Annotated in this window: 19 protein-coding genes; 4 read left to right on the forward strand and 15 right to left on the reverse strand. The window is 35.2% G+C overall.

Features of this window, described 5'->3' with window-relative positions:
* Positions 1–124: 124 nt before the first annotated feature.
* The 10 genes from nirB to pyrE all read right to left on the reverse strand — a co-directional run bounded on the left by nirB (position 125) and on the right by pyrE (position 9,542).
* The gene (nirB, locus tag H599_RS0112710; RefSeq protein ID WP_026714479.1) at positions 125–2,632 is read right to left on the reverse strand and encodes a nitrite reductase large subunit NirB; all 2,508 of its coding nucleotides are present in this window, start codon (positions 2,630–2,632) and stop codon (positions 125–127) included.
* 329 nt (positions 2,633–2,961) lie between these two features.
* Positions 2,962–4,029: an ACR3 family arsenite efflux transporter gene (gene arsB, locus H599_RS0112715; RefSeq protein ID WP_026714480.1), complete on the reverse strand. Its 1,068-nt coding sequence runs from the start codon at positions 4,027–4,029 to the stop codon at positions 2,962–2,964.
* 2 nt (positions 4,030–4,031) lie between these two features.
* Positions 4,032–4,664 (reverse strand): arsenate-mycothiol transferase ArsC, encoded by a 633-nt coding sequence (locus tag H599_RS0112720; RefSeq protein ID WP_026714481.1) that lies wholly within the window; start codon positions 4,662–4,664, stop codon positions 4,032–4,034.
* Between the two features lie 26 nt (positions 4,665–4,690).
* Positions 4,691–5,161: a DUF6428 family protein gene (locus tag H599_RS0112725; protein WP_026714482.1), complete on the reverse strand. Its 471-nt coding sequence runs from the start codon at positions 5,159–5,161 to the stop codon at positions 4,691–4,693.
* Positions 5,162–5,178: 17 nt separating this feature from the next.
* Entirely contained in the window at positions 5,179–5,511 is a 333-nt protein-coding gene (locus H599_RS0112730) for an ArsR/SmtB family transcription factor (RefSeq protein ID WP_026714483.1), read from the reverse strand.
* 120 nt (positions 5,512–5,631) lie between these two features.
* Positions 5,632–5,886: a heavy-metal-associated domain-containing protein gene (locus H599_RS0112735; RefSeq protein ID WP_026714484.1), complete on the reverse strand. Its 255-nt coding sequence runs from the start codon at positions 5,884–5,886 to the stop codon at positions 5,632–5,634.
* A gap of 226 nt (positions 5,887–6,112) precedes the next feature.
* The gene (locus tag H599_RS0112740) at positions 6,113–7,315 is read right to left on the reverse strand and encodes an ammonium transporter (protein ID WP_026714485.1); all 1,203 of its coding nucleotides are present in this window, start codon (positions 7,313–7,315) and stop codon (positions 6,113–6,115) included.
* Positions 7,316–7,356: 41 nt separating this feature from the next.
* Positions 7,357–7,695, reverse strand: coding sequence for a P-II family nitrogen regulator (locus H599_RS0112745; protein ID WP_026714486.1), 339 nt, complete (start codon positions 7,693–7,695; stop codon positions 7,357–7,359).
* Between the two features lie 784 nt (positions 7,696–8,479).
* Positions 8,480–8,872 carry an SRPBCC family protein gene (locus H599_RS0112750; protein ID WP_026714487.1) on the reverse strand — a complete coding sequence of 131 codons (393 nt, stop codon included), beginning with the start codon at positions 8,870–8,872 and terminating at the stop codon, positions 8,480–8,482.
* Positions 8,873–8,894: 22 nt separating this feature from the next.
* A complete protein-coding gene (pyrE, locus tag H599_RS0112755; RefSeq protein WP_026714488.1) occupies positions 8,895–9,542 on the reverse strand; it encodes an orotate phosphoribosyltransferase in 648 nt (215 codons plus the stop codon).
* Between the two features lie 7 nt (positions 9,543–9,549).
* Here pyrE and H599_RS0112760 point away from each other — a divergent pair, with 7 nt between their 5' ends.
* On the forward strand, positions 9,550–10,155 hold the full coding sequence (locus H599_RS0112760) for an NUDIX hydrolase (protein ID WP_026714489.1): 606 nt from the start codon (positions 9,550–9,552) through the stop codon (positions 10,153–10,155).
* 175 nt (positions 10,156–10,330) lie between these two features.
* A complete protein-coding gene (locus H599_RS0112765; RefSeq protein ID WP_026714490.1) occupies positions 10,331–11,677 on the forward strand; it encodes a DEAD/DEAH box helicase in 1,347 nt (448 codons plus the stop codon).
* Positions 11,678–11,849: 172 nt separating this feature from the next.
* Here the strand turns inward: H599_RS0112765 and H599_RS0112770 are convergent, their stop codons facing one another.
* From H599_RS0112770 to H599_RS0112790, 5 genes are all read right to left on the reverse strand, one after another.
* Positions 11,850–12,428 carry a PhnA domain-containing protein gene (locus tag H599_RS0112770; protein ID WP_026714491.1) on the reverse strand — a complete coding sequence of 193 codons (579 nt, stop codon included), beginning with the start codon at positions 12,426–12,428 and terminating at the stop codon, positions 11,850–11,852.
* Between the two features lie 246 nt (positions 12,429–12,674).
* Positions 12,675–13,130, reverse strand: a complete 456-nt coding sequence (gene coaD / locus H599_RS0112775) for a pantetheine-phosphate adenylyltransferase (RefSeq protein ID WP_026714492.1) — start codon at positions 13,128–13,130, stop codon at positions 12,675–12,677.
* A 263-nt stretch (positions 13,131–13,393) separates the two neighbouring features.
* Positions 13,394–13,612, reverse strand: coding sequence for a DUF5615 family PIN-like protein (locus H599_RS21230; RefSeq protein WP_035141603.1), 219 nt, complete (start codon positions 13,610–13,612; stop codon positions 13,394–13,396).
* Positions 13,609–13,833, reverse strand: coding sequence for a DUF433 domain-containing protein (locus H599_RS0112785; protein ID WP_026714493.1), 225 nt, complete (start codon positions 13,831–13,833; stop codon positions 13,609–13,611). The genes H599_RS21230 and H599_RS0112785 overlap by 4 nt, the downstream gene beginning before the upstream one ends.
* A gap of 123 nt (positions 13,834–13,956) precedes the next feature.
* Complete coding sequence (locus H599_RS0112790; protein WP_026714494.1) at positions 13,957–14,928, reverse strand: D-alanine--D-alanine ligase; 972 nt, start codon at positions 14,926–14,928, stop codon at positions 13,957–13,959.
* Between the two features lie 159 nt (positions 14,929–15,087).
* Between H599_RS0112790 and H599_RS0112795 the strand changes: the two genes are divergently transcribed.
* Entirely contained in the window at positions 15,088–15,705 is a 618-nt protein-coding gene (locus H599_RS0112795; RefSeq protein WP_026714495.1) for a PASTA domain-containing protein, read from the forward strand.
* The gene (locus tag H599_RS0112800) at positions 15,695–16,738 is read left to right on the forward strand and encodes an RluA family pseudouridine synthase (protein WP_026714496.1); all 1,044 of its coding nucleotides are present in this window, start codon (positions 15,695–15,697) and stop codon (positions 16,736–16,738) included. Before H599_RS0112795 ends, H599_RS0112800 begins: the two co-directional genes overlap by 11 nt.
* The last annotated feature ends 69 nt before the right edge of the window (positions 16,739–16,807 follow it).

Raw genomic sequence — 16,807 nt, forward strand, 5'->3', positions numbered from 1 at the left:
TTTTATGTACCTATCCTCAGTGTAAATTATAATTGTGTTGTGAGTTTTGTGTAATACTTACAATGAGCAACAAAGAGGATAGGGAACATAGAAGTTGATATTTTAAATTCTTTTGATTTGATAATTACCAGGCTTTTGGCATTTTTTGACCTCTTAACGGAACGAATTCGATGTTGTCATCTTTTTCGTCACTGTTAACAAAATGGCTGAAACGTTTCAATAATCTAGGTTTTTCCAATACTTGTTTCCATTCGCATTCATAAGTGCCAACCAGTTTTTCCATTTCTTTTTCTAAAGTTTCACAAAGGCCTAAGCTGTCTTCGATAATTACTTCTTTTAAGTAATCCATTCCGCCTTCCAGTTTTTCTAACCAGGTTGCTGTTCTTACTAATGGTCCAGCTGTTCGGATGTAGTACATTAAGAAACGATCTAAATATTTGATTACGGTTTCACGATCAATTTGTTCAGCTAAAAGTACCGCGTGTTTCGGATTTGCTCCTCCGTTTCCACAGATGTATAAATTCCATCCGCCTTCTACGGCAATTACTCCAAAATCTTTTCCTCTGGCTTCGGCACATTCACGAATACAAGCAGAAACTCCTCCTTTTAATTTGTGCGGGGAACGGATTCCTTTGTAGCGGTTTTCCAGTTCGATGGCAAATCCGGCGCTATCGTCCATTCCGTAACGACACCAGGCGTTTCCTACGCAGCTTTTTACCGCTCTTAATGATTTTCCGTAAGCGTGACCACTTTCAAAACCGTTTTCGATTAGGATTTTCCAAATTTGTGGCAAATCACTTAAATGAGCTCCGAATAAATCTACACGTTGTGCTCCGGTAATTTTGGTATATAAGTCGAATTGTTTAGCAACTTCACCAATAACGATTAGCTTTTCAGGAGTAATTTCTCCACCGGCTACCCTTGGTACAACCGAATAAGTTCCGTTACGTTGAATGTTAGCTAAGAATCGGTCGTTAGTGTCCTGAGTGGTTACGTGTTTGTTAGCCGTGTCGTTATAAATACTGGAGAAAATTGAAGCGACAACTGGTTTACAAATTTCACAACCGTCTCCGGAACCATGATGGTCAATTACATCAAAGAAATTAGTGTGTTTGTTAATTTTAACTAAGTCAAATAATTCCTGACGGGTGTAAGCAAAGTGTTCGCAAATTACATCTTTAACTTCTTTACCCATACTGATTTGGGTTTCTTTTACCAAATCAATGACCATTGGTTTACATCCGCCGCAACCTGTCCCGGCTTTGGTGCATTTGATAACATCCGATAATGAATCGCAACCTTCTTCTGTGATGGATTTGCAGATAGTTCCTTTAGTTACATTTTCACAAGAACAGATAACTGCGGTATCCGGTAAATCCATTACGCTTCCTAATGAAGTGCTTTCGCCGCCTCTTGCTCCTAAAATAAGGTCTTCAGGATTTTTAGGAATAGCCATTCCGTTAATGTAAATTTGATATAAGCTATTATAATCGCTGGAATCACCTACCAAGATTCCTCCTAACAATTTTTTCCCGTCTTTAGAAATGTTGATTCTTTTGTAAATTCCGGTTAGTTTGTTTTCGTAAACAATTGGGGTGCCATCCTGATGCTCGATAAAAGGATCTCCGAAACTGGCTACTTCAACTCCAATTAGTTTTAATTGAGTGGACATGTCGATAGACTCTCTCATAGTTTTTTCGCCTTGCATAATTTGCTCGGCAGCCACATCGGCCATTTCGTAACCCGGAGCCACTAATCCGTAAATCATGTGATTGTACAGTGCTACTTCTCCGATAGCGAAGATATTTGGGTCAGAAGTTTGCATTTTGTTGTTCACTACAATTCCGCCGCGAACACCCACTTCAAGACCTGCACTTCTTCCTAGTTCGTCTCTTGGTTTAATCCCGGCCGAAATAACCAGCATATCTACTTTTAGTAATTCTTCTTCTTCAAACATCATTCCGGTAATTGCATTATCACCATCAATGAATTGCGTTGATTTACTTAAGTGAATTTTAATGTTTAATTCTTCAATTTTAGAACGAAGCATGTTGCTTGCGCCTTTGTCTAACTGTCTTGGCATTAAACGCGGAGCAAATTCTATTACGTGAGGATTTAGTCCTAAATCGCGAACTGCTTTTGCGGCCTCAAGACCTAATAATCCACCACCTAATACGGCAGCTTCGGTAGCGCTATTCTTTTTTATTTTTGAAGCATAAGCCATGATGGCGTCAAGGTCTTCAATGGTTCTGTAAACAAAAACACCTTCTTTTTCTACCCCTTCGATTGGTGGTACAAAAGCAGACGAACCTGTTGCTAAAACTAAATAATCGTAAGAATGGATTTTATCCAAATGTGTTGTAATTGTCTTGTTTTCTTTGTTGATGTCAATTACTAATTCGGAAGTGTTTAGTATGATATTATTTTCCTCGTACCATGTTGCTGTTGACATGGATAAATCTTCAGCTGTTTTTCCTGCAAAATATTCGCTTAGGTGAACGCGATCATAAGCGCGTCTTGGCTCTTCTCCAAATACGGTAATTTGATATTTTTCCTGTCCTTGTTTCGAAATAAATTTTTCACAAAATTTGAAACCTACCATGCCGTTTCCGACTACAATTATTTTAATCATAATATCATTATTAAGTATTACGAAGCAAATGTACGTATAAATACTTATTTTTTATACTTAATTTTTGTTTTTTTGAGAGGATTTGAGAAATTATGAAAAGGAAGAAGATAAAATATAGATTATGTAAAAAAACGGCATCTGATTTTTTTATTTTTAATCAAAAGATAAGTTTGGGGTGTTTTTTTAAGCTTGTGTTTTTTGATTTTAGATAAGTAATCAATGTTTGGCCGATTTTTTTAGGGGGGTAATAATAAAAAAGCATCAAAACTTTAAAATGGTTTTGATGCTTTTGTTTTAAGAAATAGTTTGATTGGGTTAAGTAGTATTACTTAATTTTTTATAAAATATTTTTTTTGAAACCAAAAAGCCAAATTCACCAGAGCTATCAAAGCAGGAACTTCGACTAAAGGACCAATTACGCCTGCAAATGCCTGTCCGCTATTGATGCCAAAAACACCGATGGCTACCGCAATAGCTAATTCAAAATTATTTCCGGTGGCAGTAAAAGCAATGGCGGTACTTTTAGAATAATCAGTGCCAAAATATTTACCAATAAAAAAACTAACAACAAACATGATGGTAAAGTAAATAACAAGAGGAATGGCTATTCGAACAACATCCATTGGAATTTGAACAATCAAGGCGCCTTTCAGACTGAACATTATAATAATAGTGAATAATAATGCAATTAGAGTGATAGGAGAAATAATAGGTACGTATTTCTTTTGAAACCATTCTTCTCCTTTGATGTAAATCAAAAGGTATCTGCTGATAATGCCTAAAGCAAAAGGAATTCCTAAATAGATGCCCACGCTTTCGGCTATTTGAGCAATACTAATGTGGACTTCAAAACCTTTGTATCCAAAATAAGGAGGAAGTATGGTGATGAAAATATAAGCATATACACTATATAAAAGTACCTGAAAAATACTGTTTAAGGCAATGAGTCCGGCGGCATATTCGCGGTTTCCATCGGCAAGATCGTTCCAGACTACTACCATAGCAATACATCGGGCTAATCCAATTAAAATTACGCCAATCATGTATTCGGGATAGTTATTTAGAAAAGTTAGCGCTAAAAAGAACATCAGGACAGGTCCGATAATCCAATTTAATAATAAAGAAGCGCTTAAAACTTTGGTATTTTTAAATACGGAGCTCATTTGTTCGTATTTTACTTTGGCTAAAGGCGGATACATCATTAATATAAGTCCTATGGCTAAGGGAATATTGGTTGTTCCGCTTGAAAAGGAATTGATGAAACCACTACTTGATGGAATAAAATTCCCGATGGTGACTCCTAAAGCCATAGCAGTGAATATCCAAAGTGTTAAATAGCGATCCAGAAAACTGAGCTGTTTTCGGTGAGCTGTGGGTGTGCAATTATTGGCTGACATATCTATTTTTGAATTTTTGAAAAAACATAAAATAATTCATTGGCAATTTGAGTACTTCTTTCCTCATATTTTTCTGCTTGTTGAGGTGTATTGTCAAATGCTTTTGGGTCTTCAAATGTAATAGGGATGCGTTTTTCAGCACCGGCAATAAAAGGACAGCCTCCATCGGCTTGAGAACAAGTCATTATGGCTGCAAACTCAGATTTTGGATTGAAATCGTCATCAAAAGTTTTGGAAAAGCCTATAATTGGATGTGTATTTTCGTTGGGTTTTATACTGTAAACAGGATTGTTTCCCTGTGAGATGGTTTCAATTTGGAATCCTTGTTTGCTTAAAGTTTGTGCGGCCATTGGAAAAAGAGCTGTAGCTTCTGTTCCTCCGGAATAGCAAAAAGTATTTTTAATGTCATAAAAAGCAGCCGCAGTCTGCGCCCAAACCTGAGATAAATGACTTCTTCTGGAATTGTGTGTGCAGATAAAATTAAGTCTTATTTCCTGTTGGGTTGTGACTTTTAACTGGATATAGTCAATTAATGGTTGTAAAATAATTTTGCGTTCGGCTGTTATGCTTTCGAAATTTAGCTGTTGTATTGTTTTTTCGATTTCGGGAAATAATCTTGCTTGTGTCAGGTTCATTTTAATGTGATTTAGTGTTTTGTAATTTAGCAACAACCTCCACCCGGAGTACAGCAGCTGTTTTGTGACTGGATTTCAGAAAGTTTGATTCTTGGTTTAGTAGCCGGGATTCCGCATTGGTCTTCGGCTAAGCAGGCTGTTTTTTTGTTTAACAAAAGAAAATCTTTTCCGTTAAATCCTAAGTTATATTTTCCAATGGTTTCTGATTGGTATTCTACTTCAATTTCGAAATCGCCAATTCCCAGTGTCTTTTCGGATAATGCGATAATGTCTAAAAGTTTTTTTGGTTTTAAACGATGATCAAAGTCGTTAGCATTCCACAATTGAAAATTGACAACTTTTTCGTTACGAACAGTACCGCCGCAATCAATAAAGTTTTTGATGATGAGTCCAATTTCGGTTACGTGGAAGTGTTCCGGAACCGGAGTTCCGTTTTCTAATACAAAAGCAACATTTTCGATGTTGTTTAAAACGGTTTTGATTTCTGAGAGTTTCATGATTTTGTGTTTTTAAATTAGCAACATTGATTTTTTTGATTTTCCAAATGTTTATCGACGTACTGGAAAAAGTTTTTTATTTTGTTAAAACCATTTTCATCCAGACAATAACAAATAGCGTTTCCTTCAAAACTACCTTTGATTAAACCGGCATTTTTTAGTTCTTTAAGGTGTTGAGAAACCGTTGGTTGCGCCAGAGGTAGTTCGTTTACAATGTCTCCGCAAATACAACTGTTGACTTTGATAAGATGTTGGATAATGGCTATTCGCGCCGGATGACCAATTGCTTTAGCCAGTATTGCCAGTTCATTTTGCTCGTCTGTAAAATGGATTGTTTTAGTTGTCCCCATTGTTATATATTTATATTGCAATATTACGATAATAAATTGAAAGTAAGTGTTTATTTTATATAAAAAAATAAGCCTCTTAGGAAAATTTTCTGAGAGACTTGTTGTTTAATCGTTTGATTTTTATATCATTGCTTTAGGGATAGCGTGGTAACCAATAGATTTTACTGCTTTTTCTATATCTTCAATACTGATGACTTTGTTGGTGAAAACAGTAAATTCTTTCGGAAAAATGGAATTGTTAATTTGGACATCGTTTATACCGTCTATTTTTAAGAGTTTGCTTTTGATTTCAATTAATTCAGTTTCTTCAATAGCATTGGTGCCAAAAGTTTTTCCATGTTCACCAGGTATGATGTTTTCGTTCAATAAGCTCATAATGTATATATTTTAAATTGATATTAATTGTGATAGCAATAGCTTTTCTACGTTAAATTTAAGCATTTATCTTGTATTTTGTCGTAAATGAAGTCTCAATTTTTTGTGAATTTTGAACTAATGTTGTTGGTTTGGTCTATTGGTTATGAAAAAAAAAAATAGAAAATATAAAAAGCCACAACGGTGAAGTTGTGGCTTTCAAGTAATGAATAAGTTTTGTATTTATTTAGTCATTGTAAACGTTAGAACCGTGTTCGTGGATGTCTAGTCCGTCGATTTCTTCTTCTTTAGTAACTCTGATTCCCATAACTTTCTTAAGGATGAAAAGCACTACGAAAGAAGCAGTCATAGCCCAAGCTCCAATAGCAACTACTCCAGTGATTTGAACAATTAATTTGTCAAACCCACCTCCGTAAAGTAATCCACCATCAGTAGCGAAAACTCCAACTAAGATTGTTCCTAAAGCTCCACATACCCCGTGTACAGAAACAGCTCCAACTGGATCATCAATTTTAAGTTTTTTGTCGATGAATTCGATTGAGAATACCACAGCAATACCGCAGATTAATCCAATCCAGAAAGCTCCCATTGGACTTACAGCAGCACAACCAGCGGTAACACCTACTAAACCAGCTAACACACCGTTTAATGTCATAGAGATATCTGGTTTTTTGTAGATAATCCAAGTCACAAACATTGCAGCTAATGCACCAATCGCTCCTGCTAAGTTAGTTGTGATAAAGATTCCGGCTACTGCAATTGCATTGTCTCCAGAAATAGCTAATTGAGATCCAGGATTAAATCCGAACCAACCCATCCATAAAACGAATACCCCTAAAGCTCCTAACATAATGTTGTGTCCGGGAATTGCATTTGAGGTTCCGTCAGCGTTATATTTTCCAATTCTAGGTCCTACCATTGCAGCAGCAACTAAAGAAGCCCATCCTCCCACAGAGTGCACTACAGTTGAACCGGCAAAATCAGTAAAGCCCATTCCGGCTAACCATCCACCGCCATTCCATACCCAGCTTCCTGAGATAGGGTAAATTACTAATGTCATTAATAATGAAAATATCAAATAGGTAGTAAATTTTGTTCTTTCAGCGATAGCTCCTGAAACGATTGTTGCAGCAGTTGCAGCAAATACCGTTTGGAAAAATAAACTGTGCATGTCAGCAGCTGAGTCAAATAATAAACTTGGTGTTCCAATCAAACCTCCAATTGAATCTCCGTACATTAAAGAGTATCCTATCACCCAGAAAGCGATACTACCAATACAGAAATCCATTAAGTTTTTCATGATAATATTTCCAGTGTTTTTTGATCTGGTGAAACCTGCTTCTACTAAAGTAAAACCAGCTTGCATGAAAAATACTAAAATTCCGCAGATCAATACCCACATTAAGTCTAATACAGCATTCGTATCCATAATATATATTTTATAAGTTAATTATTGCTTTTGAGTGTTTTTTAGTTTACAGCGTCTGTTCCTTTTTCTTTAGTTCTGATACGGTAAGTTTCAATGATGTCAGAAACGAAGATTTTTCCATCTCCTACCATTCCTGTTCCGGCTGCATTTAAAATTGCGTCAACAGTTCTTTCTAAAAAAGGATCAGAAACTACTATTGAAATATATCTTCTTTGAATGTCTGTAGTGCTATAAGTGATTCCTCTGTATACGTGTCCTTCTTTTTCGTTACCAACTCCAGTAACATCCCAATAGGTAAAAAAGTTAACCTCAATTTGGTGCAAAGCTTTTTTTACTTCTTCAAATCTTGATTTGCGTATCACTGCTTCGATTTTTTTCATAATAAATGGGTTTTAAATTGATTTATAGTAAAAGTTTTGTATGTTATTCGGTTTTTAAAGATTTCTAATTGGATTACGGAATCGTTTGGTTATGATTCTTAAAGTTTTTTTGTTTTTTCATTTCCAAGATTATTATTGTTATTAAAAGTTAGCTTCTTTAAGTCGTTAATTTTATTTTGAAAATTAAAGATTCTTAATAATTTCTTGTTTTGTTGTTGATAATGGCGAATTTATTAACTTTTAGTTTAAAAAAGATAAAGAATTTGCATTATTTGATAAAAAACGTGAATAATTGTCAATTACCGAAAATCGAATAGAATTATATGGATTATTTTTAATTTGAGCTCTTTAATTTTGATTAATTCATAATTTAATTTTTGATATACCTATGAAAAAATAGGGGTATTGTGTGTTTTTTAAGTTTTATTTTTGATTTTTATTTGATTTTCATTTGTTTTGTTTGGTTTTTGCATCAAAAAAATAGGGGTGTTTGGTTTTTGTTTGTGTTTTTGTTTGTGGTGAAGTGCTTGAAGATTGAACCTTTATTTGGAAAATGTAGATTTTGATTTGAAATAGCTAAAGTTTGGGGTTTGTTAGTTCTTTTTTAGAGGGATTGAAATGCTTAAAAAATCGTTTAGCAGATAATTTTGAATAAAAGGAAATTTCTAAATACCGCTTTTAGGATTAGCTAATTTTAGAAAAGAAAAGGGAATGGAGTATAAAAGAAAACCCCTTTTAGGAGAACCTAAAAGGGGTTGTTAAGTATTGTTTAGAAAAGTAAAAACTACAGTTTTGGCATATTGGTCGCAAGAGTTTCAATAAACTTTCCAATAGGACCTTTTACCATCATCGCCATCATGGGATTGAAGCTACCTTCAAAATCCAGTTTTACACTGCAGGAATTTGTAGCAACACTTTCAATATTTGTGATAAGTGTAAATGGAACTTTATCACTTGCTGCGCCAAATACAATTTTGTTAGGAGCTGTTTTTTCTTTGAGTTTTAATTGAATTTCAGGCATTCCTTTTAAACCAAAAAGAAAAGAATCTTCTCCGATAACTTCAAACTTAGCAATGTTTTCAGGCATTAATTTTTCGAAATTTTTCATGTCGGTCAATAAATCAAACAATTCCTGCGCCGATTTTTCAACACTTACCTTTGGACTTTCTAAGTTCATGTTATCTTTTTTTGATTAATTTTTATACTGCTTGACCCCAAGTAGAAGGAGTTACGCTCCATTCTCTTAAAGTACTTTCTTCTTTTTCTGTAATGTATTTTTTAGCTACGGCAAGATTTAGAAGATTTTGGTAGTTGCTCAAAGTGTATAAATCCAGTTTGGCTTTTTTAAAGTTTTCTTCGGCTACATCAAATCCATAAGTAAAAATAGCGGCCATACCTTTAATATTAGCGCCGGCAGCACGCAAAGCTTCTACAGCTAACAAACTACTGTTTCCGGTACTGATTAAATCTTCAACAACAACTACATTTTGTCCTTTTTGAAGAAAACCTTCCACCTGATTTTGGCGACCGTGTTTTTTTGCTTCCGGACGCACATAAACAAATGGCAATCCCATGCTTTCGGCAACAAGCATTCCTATTCCGATAGCTCCGGTTGCTACTCCGGCAATAACATCTGGTTTCCCGAATTGTTTCTCAATATTTTTTGCAAATTCATCTCTCACATAATTTCTTATGGCAGGAAATGAAAGTATTAGACGGTTATCACAATATATAGGTGATTTCCATCCGGAAGCCCATGTAAAAGAATTTTCAGGATTCAATTTAATTGCATTTATTTGTAAAAGCAATTCGGCTGTTTTTTCGGCTGTATCTTTATTAAAAATCATAGTACAAATGTATAAAGTTTTTGTAAACGACAAACCACTTTTTTTGACAAATAAAATCTCTAAAGAGACCGATTTTCAATTGTTTTTGTTGGAAAGTATTGATATAAAGCAAATTATAGTTAAAATTTTTCAAAATAAAATTCAAAAGGCCTATCTCTATCATCCTGATGAAAAGGAGATTATGAAAACTTTGAAAGCTAAAATTCCTGTAAATAAAGCAGGCGGCGGATTGGTTTACAATAAAAAGGGAGAGGTGCTGTTTATTTTTAGAAACGGGAAGTGGGATTTGCCAAAAGGAGGTGTCGAAAAAAAGGAAGAAATTGAGCAAACGGCTATTCGCGAAGTAGAAGAAGAAACCGGAGTAACGAATTTGAAAATTACTAATAAACTCCAAAAAACGTATCATATTTTTAAACGAAACGGGGTTTATAAGCTGAAAATTACGCATTGGTTTGAAATGCAAACCGATTTTGAGGGAACGCCTCAGGGACAATTAGAAGAAGGAATTGAAAAAGTAGCCTGGATTCCTCCTAATAAAATTTCGGAAGTTCTAAAAAATTCCTACGAAAACATCAAATTGTTATTTGAAGAAGAGAATATTATAAAAAGTTAGAAGTCAGAAGCGGGAAGTTAGAAGTACAAGTTGAACACAGAATTTAGAAAGCAGATTTCAGATTAAGAATGTAAAATTCTAATCTGAAATCTGCTTTTTTGTCATCTGTAGATTGTATTCTAAATTCTGCTTTCTGACGACTGAAAACTGCGGACTAAAACACTACCTTTGCCGTATGAAAAATCATTATCCTAAAAATATACTTTCTAATTTGGGTTTCGAAAACCTGAATGAAATGCAACAAACAGCTCATGATGTAATCTTAAATGATGCGAATGTGTTGTTATTATCGCCTACAGGTTCCGGAAAAACACTGGCATTTTTATTGCCAATATTGGAAATGCTTCAGCCTGAAATCCTTTCGTTACAATGTTTAATTATCGTTCCATCACGAGAATTGGGTTTACAAATTGAACAGGTTTGGAAAAAAATGGGAACGGCTTACAAGGTAAACGTATGTTACGGAGGGCATTCGATGGAAACTGAAATTAAAAATTTAAGTAATCCACCGGCTGTTTTAATTGGAACTCCGGGACGAATTGCCGATCATATTGAAAGAGGAACTTTCCGTTTGGATAAAATTCAGACTTTAATTTTGGACGAATTTGACAAGTCACTCCAATTGGGTTTTCATGAGCAAATGTCTTTTGTGATTGGTAAATTAGCAAAGGTAAATAAGCGGATTCTGGTTTCAGCAACTTCTGATATTGAGATTCCAAAATATACCCGCGTGGTGAATCCTACGGTTTTGGATTTTATTCCGGAAACCGAAGCAGCGTCTAATCTTTCTACGAAACTGGTTGTTTCCAAAGAGAAAGATAAATTAAATACCTTGTTTCAGTTACTTTGTTCGTTGCAATCCGAATCGGCAATTGTTTTTTGCAACTACCGTGATGCAGCCGAACGCATTAGTGATTCTTTGAACGAAAAAGGAATTTATTCGACCTATTATCATGGCGGAATGGATCAGGAAGAACGCGAACGCGCTTTGATTCAGTTTAGAAACGGAAGTATGAGTTATTTGGTAACCACTGATTTAGCTGCCCGCGGCCTTGATATCCCCGAAATGAATCACGTTATTCATTATCATTTGCCATTAAAAGAAGATGAATTTACCCATAGAAACGGTCGTACGGCGCGTATGACGGCTACCGGAACGGCATATATTATTGCACACGAATCGGAGAAAAAAATGGATTATGTGGATTATGAAAATCTGGAGGTTTTTTCCGTTGAAAATGCAAAATCCCTACCGAAGCCACCACAATTTCAAACGATTTATATTAGTGGCGGAAAAAAGAATAAGTTGAATAAGGTGGATATTGTAGGCTTCTTTTCTCAAAAAGGGAAATTGGAAAAATCTGATCTGGGATTAATTGAAGTGAAAGATTTTGTGTCTTTTGCTGCTGTGAAATATTCAAAAGTCAAAGATTTATTACATCGTCTTAAAGACGAAAAAATGAAAGGTAAGAAATTTAAAATTCAGGTAGCTCGTAATGTGATTAAGAAAGTAGAAGAGTAGTACTCAGTTTGCAGAAGGCAGTGTGCAGAATGCAGAATGCAGTCAGCAGAAAAAAAGCAGATTTCAGATTAAATATTTTTTATCTGAAATCTGCTTTCTAATTTAAGAAATAGAATCTGCGTTTTGCCTTCTGCCTTCTGCCTTCTGAAATCTGCTGACTGCAGACTGAAAATTATATCTTCTTCACGTATTGTGTAATAATCACAATTTGTTGTCCGTCTACTTTTCCTTCAATATATTCGGCATTTTCGTGGTCAAGGCGAATGTTTCTCACGGCTGTTCCCTGTTTGGCAACCATGCTGGAGCCTTTTACTTTTAAGTCTTTGATTAAAACTACCGAGTCACCGTGTTCCAAAATTACTCCGTTGCTATCACGGTGAATGATTTTGTTTTCATCGTCTTCGCCTTCTCCGGTTGCTTTTGCCCATTCCAGAACATCGTCTTCCAGATACATCATGTCCAGTAATTCCTGAGGCCAACCCGCAGCACGCATGCGGCTTAACATTCTCCAGGCTACCACCTGAACCGTAGTGTGCTCACTCCACATACTGTCATTCAAACATCTCCAGTGATTCAAATCTTCATTACCCGGATTTTCGATTTGGTCTTTGCAAGTAGGACAAACAAAGATGGCTTCGTCAATTCCGCCTTTTTTGGTTGGAAGGACCTCGTATACTTTTAAGTTTTCTGTTGCACCACAAAGTTCACATTTTCCTCCGCTGCGTTTATTTAATTCTCTGTCTAAGCTCATTTTTTATTATTTTTTGCGAATGTACAGTTATTGAGTACTTTTTGCAAATTTGGTTTAAGGTTTGTGATTTTGTCTTAAAGGAAAGTCATTAACCGCAAAGGGAATGAGTTTTCGCAAAGTTTTAAAGAATTTATAAACTTCTGTTTTTTGCGTTAAATGTTTTACCGCAAATTATTTTTCGTTTTCTAAAATTTTAATTAACCTTCTGCTTTCTGATTACTGAACACTGAATACTGCAAACAGAAACTATTTTACTCTAACCGCTTTAGGAACTAATAATTCATACTCCCCACCATGACGCAATACATCGCGTACAATGCTGGAACTGATATAAGAAGTACTGGCAGCTGTTAATAAGAACACCGTTTCTATTTTAGATAAATGTCTGTTGGTGTGAGCAATGGCTTTTTCAAATTCGAAATCGGCAGGGTTACGCAGACCACGCAGAATGAAATTAGCGCCAATTCTTTTGCATAAATCAATTGTTAGCCCTTCATAAGTAATCACCGAAACTTTAGGTTCGTTTTTGAAAGTTTCTTCAATAAAGCGTTTGCGTTCTTCCAAAGGAAACATGTATTTTTTTTCGGCATTGACCCCAATGGCAATCACGATTTCATCAAATAACGGAATCCCTCTTTTGATAATATCTTCATGACCTAAGGTAATAGGATCAAAAGATCCCGGGAATATGGCTTTTCGCATTTATTTTGAGTTTCTAAGATTCTGAGTTGCTAAGGTACAAAGTTTTTTATTTTGGATGTGTATTACTCATTAGTAGGAATGGTAAAGAGAAGATGATTTTCTTAATAAATAAAAGCTATGAAATTTCGTAGATTTTGTGTTTATTTTATTTCCAAGCAGGCTATTTCTTTAAAGTTTTCATCATAAATAAAATCCTCAATTATTTGTTTTCTTGAATTAATAATTTCAGCCAGAAAGTCTGTTTTTGTATTGCCAAAGCGAAACTAAATTATTTTAGGAGGATGTCCTTTGAAATTTGATAAATCAAAAAAATCAGCATCGAATGTTATAATGGTATATTGATTCTTTTTTGCAAATTCCCAAATTTCTATATCGGAGTAATTTTCAATTCCAAGTTGTCTGACTTGTTTTGCTTCGGGAAAATTAGTTTCAATTTTGGAAATAATTCTAAAAGAAATATTTTGATCGAATAATAATTTCACGATGCAATTTGAATTTTGTGTTCTCTGTCGGCGGCATAGGAAAGACATGCTCTAATTTGGTTTTCGTTAAGTTCCGGAAAATCTTCAATAATATCTTCAAAAGACATTCCGTTTGCTAACCAATTTAAAACATCAAAAACGGTAATTCTGGTACCGATGATTGTGGGTTTCCCAAATCGGGTTTCAGAATTTATGGTGATATATTGTTTGTAATCAATCATATTGCATTGTTTTTTACAAAGTTAATGAAATAATTAGTTAGTTGACCACAGTTGGAGTTTGCTAATTGTAGAAGAACAACCACAGATTTAAAAGTTAATCCTTCAAATCTGTGGTTAAAAATATTAAGCTAATGCCAATTCAATCGCATTGGTAAATAAATCCTGAAGAGAAATGCCGGCTGCAGCTGCCTGTTGCGGAATTAAACTTTCGGTGGTTAATCCCGGAATGGTGTTCATTTCCAGCATGTGTGGTTCGCCATCAACAATGATGAATTCTGAACGGGAGAAACCTTTCATTTTCAATACTTCATAAGCACGTTTTGCGATAGCACCTACTTTTTGAGTCATTTCGTCAGAAAGCCTTGCCGGAGTGATTTCCTGAGATTTTCCCTGATATTTGGCTTCGTAATCAAAGAAATCATTTTCCGAAACGATTTCTGTAATTGGTAAAACAATCATTTCGCCTTTGTAATTGATAACTCCTACCGATACTTCAGTACCGTCCAAGAAGCTTTCAATGATGATTTCGTTGTCTTCTTTGTAAGCAGTTTCAATAGCTACAGGCAATTCGGCTTCGGTTCTTACTTTTGAAATTCCAAAACTCGAACCGGCTTTGTTTGGTTTTACAAAACAAGGCAAACCTACTTTGTTGATGATTTCGGTAGTGTTGATTTCATCGCCTTGATTTAGGTAATAAGAAACCGCTGTTTTAATTCCGTATGGTTTTAAAACGGATAATAAATCTCTTTTGTTGAAAGTCAATGCTGCCTGATAATAATTGCATGAAGTTTGCGGAATGCCTAATAATTCAAAATAAGCCTGCATCAATCCGTCTTCGCCCGGAGTTCCGTGGATGGCGTTGAAAACACAGTCAAAACTGATTTTTTTGCCTTCAACCGTTACTGAAAAATCGTTTTTGTCAATTGGAAATTCATTGTTGGCATCGTCCACATAAACCCATTTTTCTTTGAAAATATGGATGCGAAAACCTTTGTATTGGGTTTGGTCTAAAAATTTGTAAACTACGTTACCGCTAATCAATGAAATTTTGTATTCACTGGAATAGCCGCCCATGATGATGGCAATGTTTTTCATTTAGTTTCGTTTGTATGATAAATATCGATTTTTTAGCCCCGATAGCTATCGGGAAAGCTCCTAATCTTGGCTATGGCTCAGGTTAAGGCGCATAAAACAAAATTATCATTTTTTTTGAAACGAAATAGCTTTATCTTTGACACCTATAAAAATTATTCTATGAGTTTACGTAAATACTTAACAAGTCGCGTTTTTTTTACACAAGTCTTTTTGGCCGCTTTAATTATTGCCGTTTTAGGTTATCTTTTTATGCATTGGCTGACTTTTACCACCGATCACGGACATGAAATTACGGTTCCGGATTTAAGAAAATTAACCGAAGAACAAGTGGAAGAGAAGTTGGACGAATTAGACTTAGACTATGTTTTGTTGGACAGCGTAGATTACCGAAGTGATTATCCAAAATTTAGTGTGGTACAGCAGGATCCTTTACCGGGCGAAAAAGTAAAAGAAGGGCGTAAAGTATATATTAAAATTAACAGTTCCGGTTTTTCATCGGTAAAAGTACCTGATTTGATTGAGAAAACGTATCGTGAAGCAGTACCCACTTTAAGAGCTTTAGGACTGGAAGAAGGAACAATTACGTATATTCCAAATCTTGGAAAAGATATGGTTTTGGAAATGCGTTACAAAGGAAGAAATATAAAACCGGGTGACCGTGTTTTGAAATCTTCTAAAATTGATTTGGTTTTAGGAGACGGAAAAGCGAGTTATGAAGAAGATATTGTAACCGATACGATTGCCAACCCTACAGAAGAATTGCCGAATGAACAATAATATTGAGCCGATTGATTTAGAGGAAGACGAATTATTTGAACATTATAAATTTGAAGTTCCTAAAGGGCAGGCCTTTTTGCGGATTGACAAATATTTGATGGGATTGATTCCTAATGCTACCCGAAATAAAATTCAAAATGCGGCTACCGAAGGGAATATCTATGTTAATAATGTGCAGGTAAAATCCAATTATAAGGTGAAGCCTTTTGATATTATTACCATCATGTTGACGCATCCGCCCTTTGAGAATCATGTGTTGCCTGAAAATATTCCGTTAAATATAGTTTATGAAGATGAAGCTTTGCTTTTGATTAATAAAGAACCGGGATTGGTGGTGCACCCGGGACATGGAAATTACACTGGGACTTTAGTAAATGCTTTGGCTTTTCATTTTGAGAATTTACCAATGAACAGCAGTGAGCGTCCGGGATTGGTACATAGAATTGATAAAGATACTTCGGGCTTGTTGGTTATTGCCAAAACTGAGGCGGCTATGACGCATTTGGCCAAACAATTTGAAGCCAAAACTACCGAAAGAGAATATGTTGCCTTAGTTTGGGGAAATGTCAAAGAAGACAGTGGTACGATTGAAGGGAATTTAGCCCGTCATTTGAAAGACCGTATGCAAATGGCTGTTTTTGATGATCCCGAAATTGGAAAACCTGCCATTACACATTATAAGGTTTTAGAACGTTTTGGTTATGTGACTTTGGTTTCCTGTATTTTGGAAACGGGAAGGACACACCAAATTAGAGCCCACATGAAGCATATTGGGCATCCGTTGTTTAATGATGAACGTTACGGTGGTCATTTAATTTTAAAAGGAACTACATTTACGAAATACAAGCAGTTTGTTGAAAATTGTTTTAAAGCCTTACCAAGACAGGCTTTACACGCCAAAACACTTGGCTTTGTGCATCCAAATTCCGGAGAAATGATGCGTTTTGATACAGAGCTTCCGGATGATTTTAAGGAATGTATTGAAAAATGGCGTAATTATTCGAGGTCGCATCACGCAGAAGAGGAGGAGTAATTTTTATTCATTTATAAATAAACAAAAATCCCGTTTTGAGAGTTTTCAGAACGGGATTTTTTAGGTTTA

The organism is Flavobacterium daejeonense DSM 17708 (assembly GCF_000425425.1).
GTDB lineage: Bacteria > Bacteroidota > Bacteroidia > Flavobacteriales > Flavobacteriaceae > Flavobacterium > Flavobacterium daejeonense.

What these genes read in the sequence shown, in the direction of transcription:
- H599_RS0112800 (WP_026714496.1), top strand. Translation starts at nt 15,695, where the DNA reads ATGAACAATAATATTGAGCCGATTGATTTAGAGGAAGACGAATTATTT.
- H599_RS0112730 (WP_026714483.1), bottom strand. Translation starts at nt 5,511, where the DNA reads ATGGGGACAACTAAAACAATCCATTTTACAGACGAGCAAAATGAACTG.
- H599_RS0112795 (WP_026714495.1), top strand. Translation starts at nt 15,088, where the DNA reads ATGAGTTTACGTAAATACTTAACAAGTCGCGTTTTTTTTACACAAGTC.
- H599_RS0112740 (WP_026714485.1), bottom strand. Translation starts at nt 7,315, where the DNA reads ATGGATACGAATGCTGTATTAGACTTAATGTGGGTATTGATCTGCGGA.
- H599_RS0112735 (WP_026714484.1), bottom strand. Translation starts at nt 5,886, where the DNA reads ATGAGCTTATTGAACGAAAACATCATACCTGGTGAACATGGAAAAACT.
- H599_RS0112770 (WP_026714491.1), bottom strand. Translation starts at nt 12,428, where the DNA reads ATGAGCTTAGACAGAGAATTAAATAAACGCAGCGGAGGAAAATGTGAA.
- coaD (WP_026714492.1), bottom strand. Translation starts at nt 13,130, where the DNA reads ATGCGAAAAGCCATATTCCCGGGATCTTTTGATCCTATTACCTTAGGT.
- pyrE (WP_026714488.1), bottom strand. Translation starts at nt 9,542, where the DNA reads ATGATTTTTAATAAAGATACAGCCGAAAAAACAGCCGAATTGCTTTTA.
- arsB (WP_026714480.1), bottom strand. Translation starts at nt 4,029, where the DNA reads ATGTCAGCCAATAATTGCACACCCACAGCTCACCGAAAACAGCTCAGT.
- H599_RS0112790 (WP_026714494.1), bottom strand. Translation starts at nt 14,928, where the DNA reads ATGAAAAACATTGCCATCATCATGGGCGGCTATTCCAGTGAATACAAA.
- nirB (WP_026714479.1), bottom strand. Translation starts at nt 2,632, where the DNA reads ATGATTAAAATAATTGTAGTCGGAAACGGCATGGTAGGTTTCAAATTT.
- H599_RS0112765 (WP_026714490.1), top strand. Translation starts at nt 10,331, where the DNA reads ATGAAAAATCATTATCCTAAAAATATACTTTCTAATTTGGGTTTCGAA.
- H599_RS0112760 (WP_026714489.1), top strand. Translation starts at nt 9,550, where the DNA reads ATGTATAAAGTTTTTGTAAACGACAAACCACTTTTTTTGACAAATAAA.
- H599_RS0112745 (WP_026714486.1), bottom strand. Translation starts at nt 7,695, where the DNA reads ATGAAAAAAATCGAAGCAGTGATACGCAAATCAAGATTTGAAGAAGTA.
- H599_RS0112785 (WP_026714493.1), bottom strand. Translation starts at nt 13,833, where the DNA reads ATGATTGATTACAAACAATATATCACCATAAATTCTGAAACCCGATTT.
- H599_RS0112720 (WP_026714481.1), bottom strand. Translation starts at nt 4,664, where the DNA reads ATGAACCTGACACAAGCAAGATTATTTCCCGAAATCGAAAAAACAATA.
- H599_RS0112725 (WP_026714482.1), bottom strand. Translation starts at nt 5,161, where the DNA reads ATGAAACTCTCAGAAATCAAAACCGTTTTAAACAACATCGAAAATGTT.
- H599_RS0112750 (WP_026714487.1), bottom strand. Translation starts at nt 8,872, where the DNA reads ATGAACTTAGAAAGTCCAAAGGTAAGTGTTGAAAAATCGGCGCAGGAA.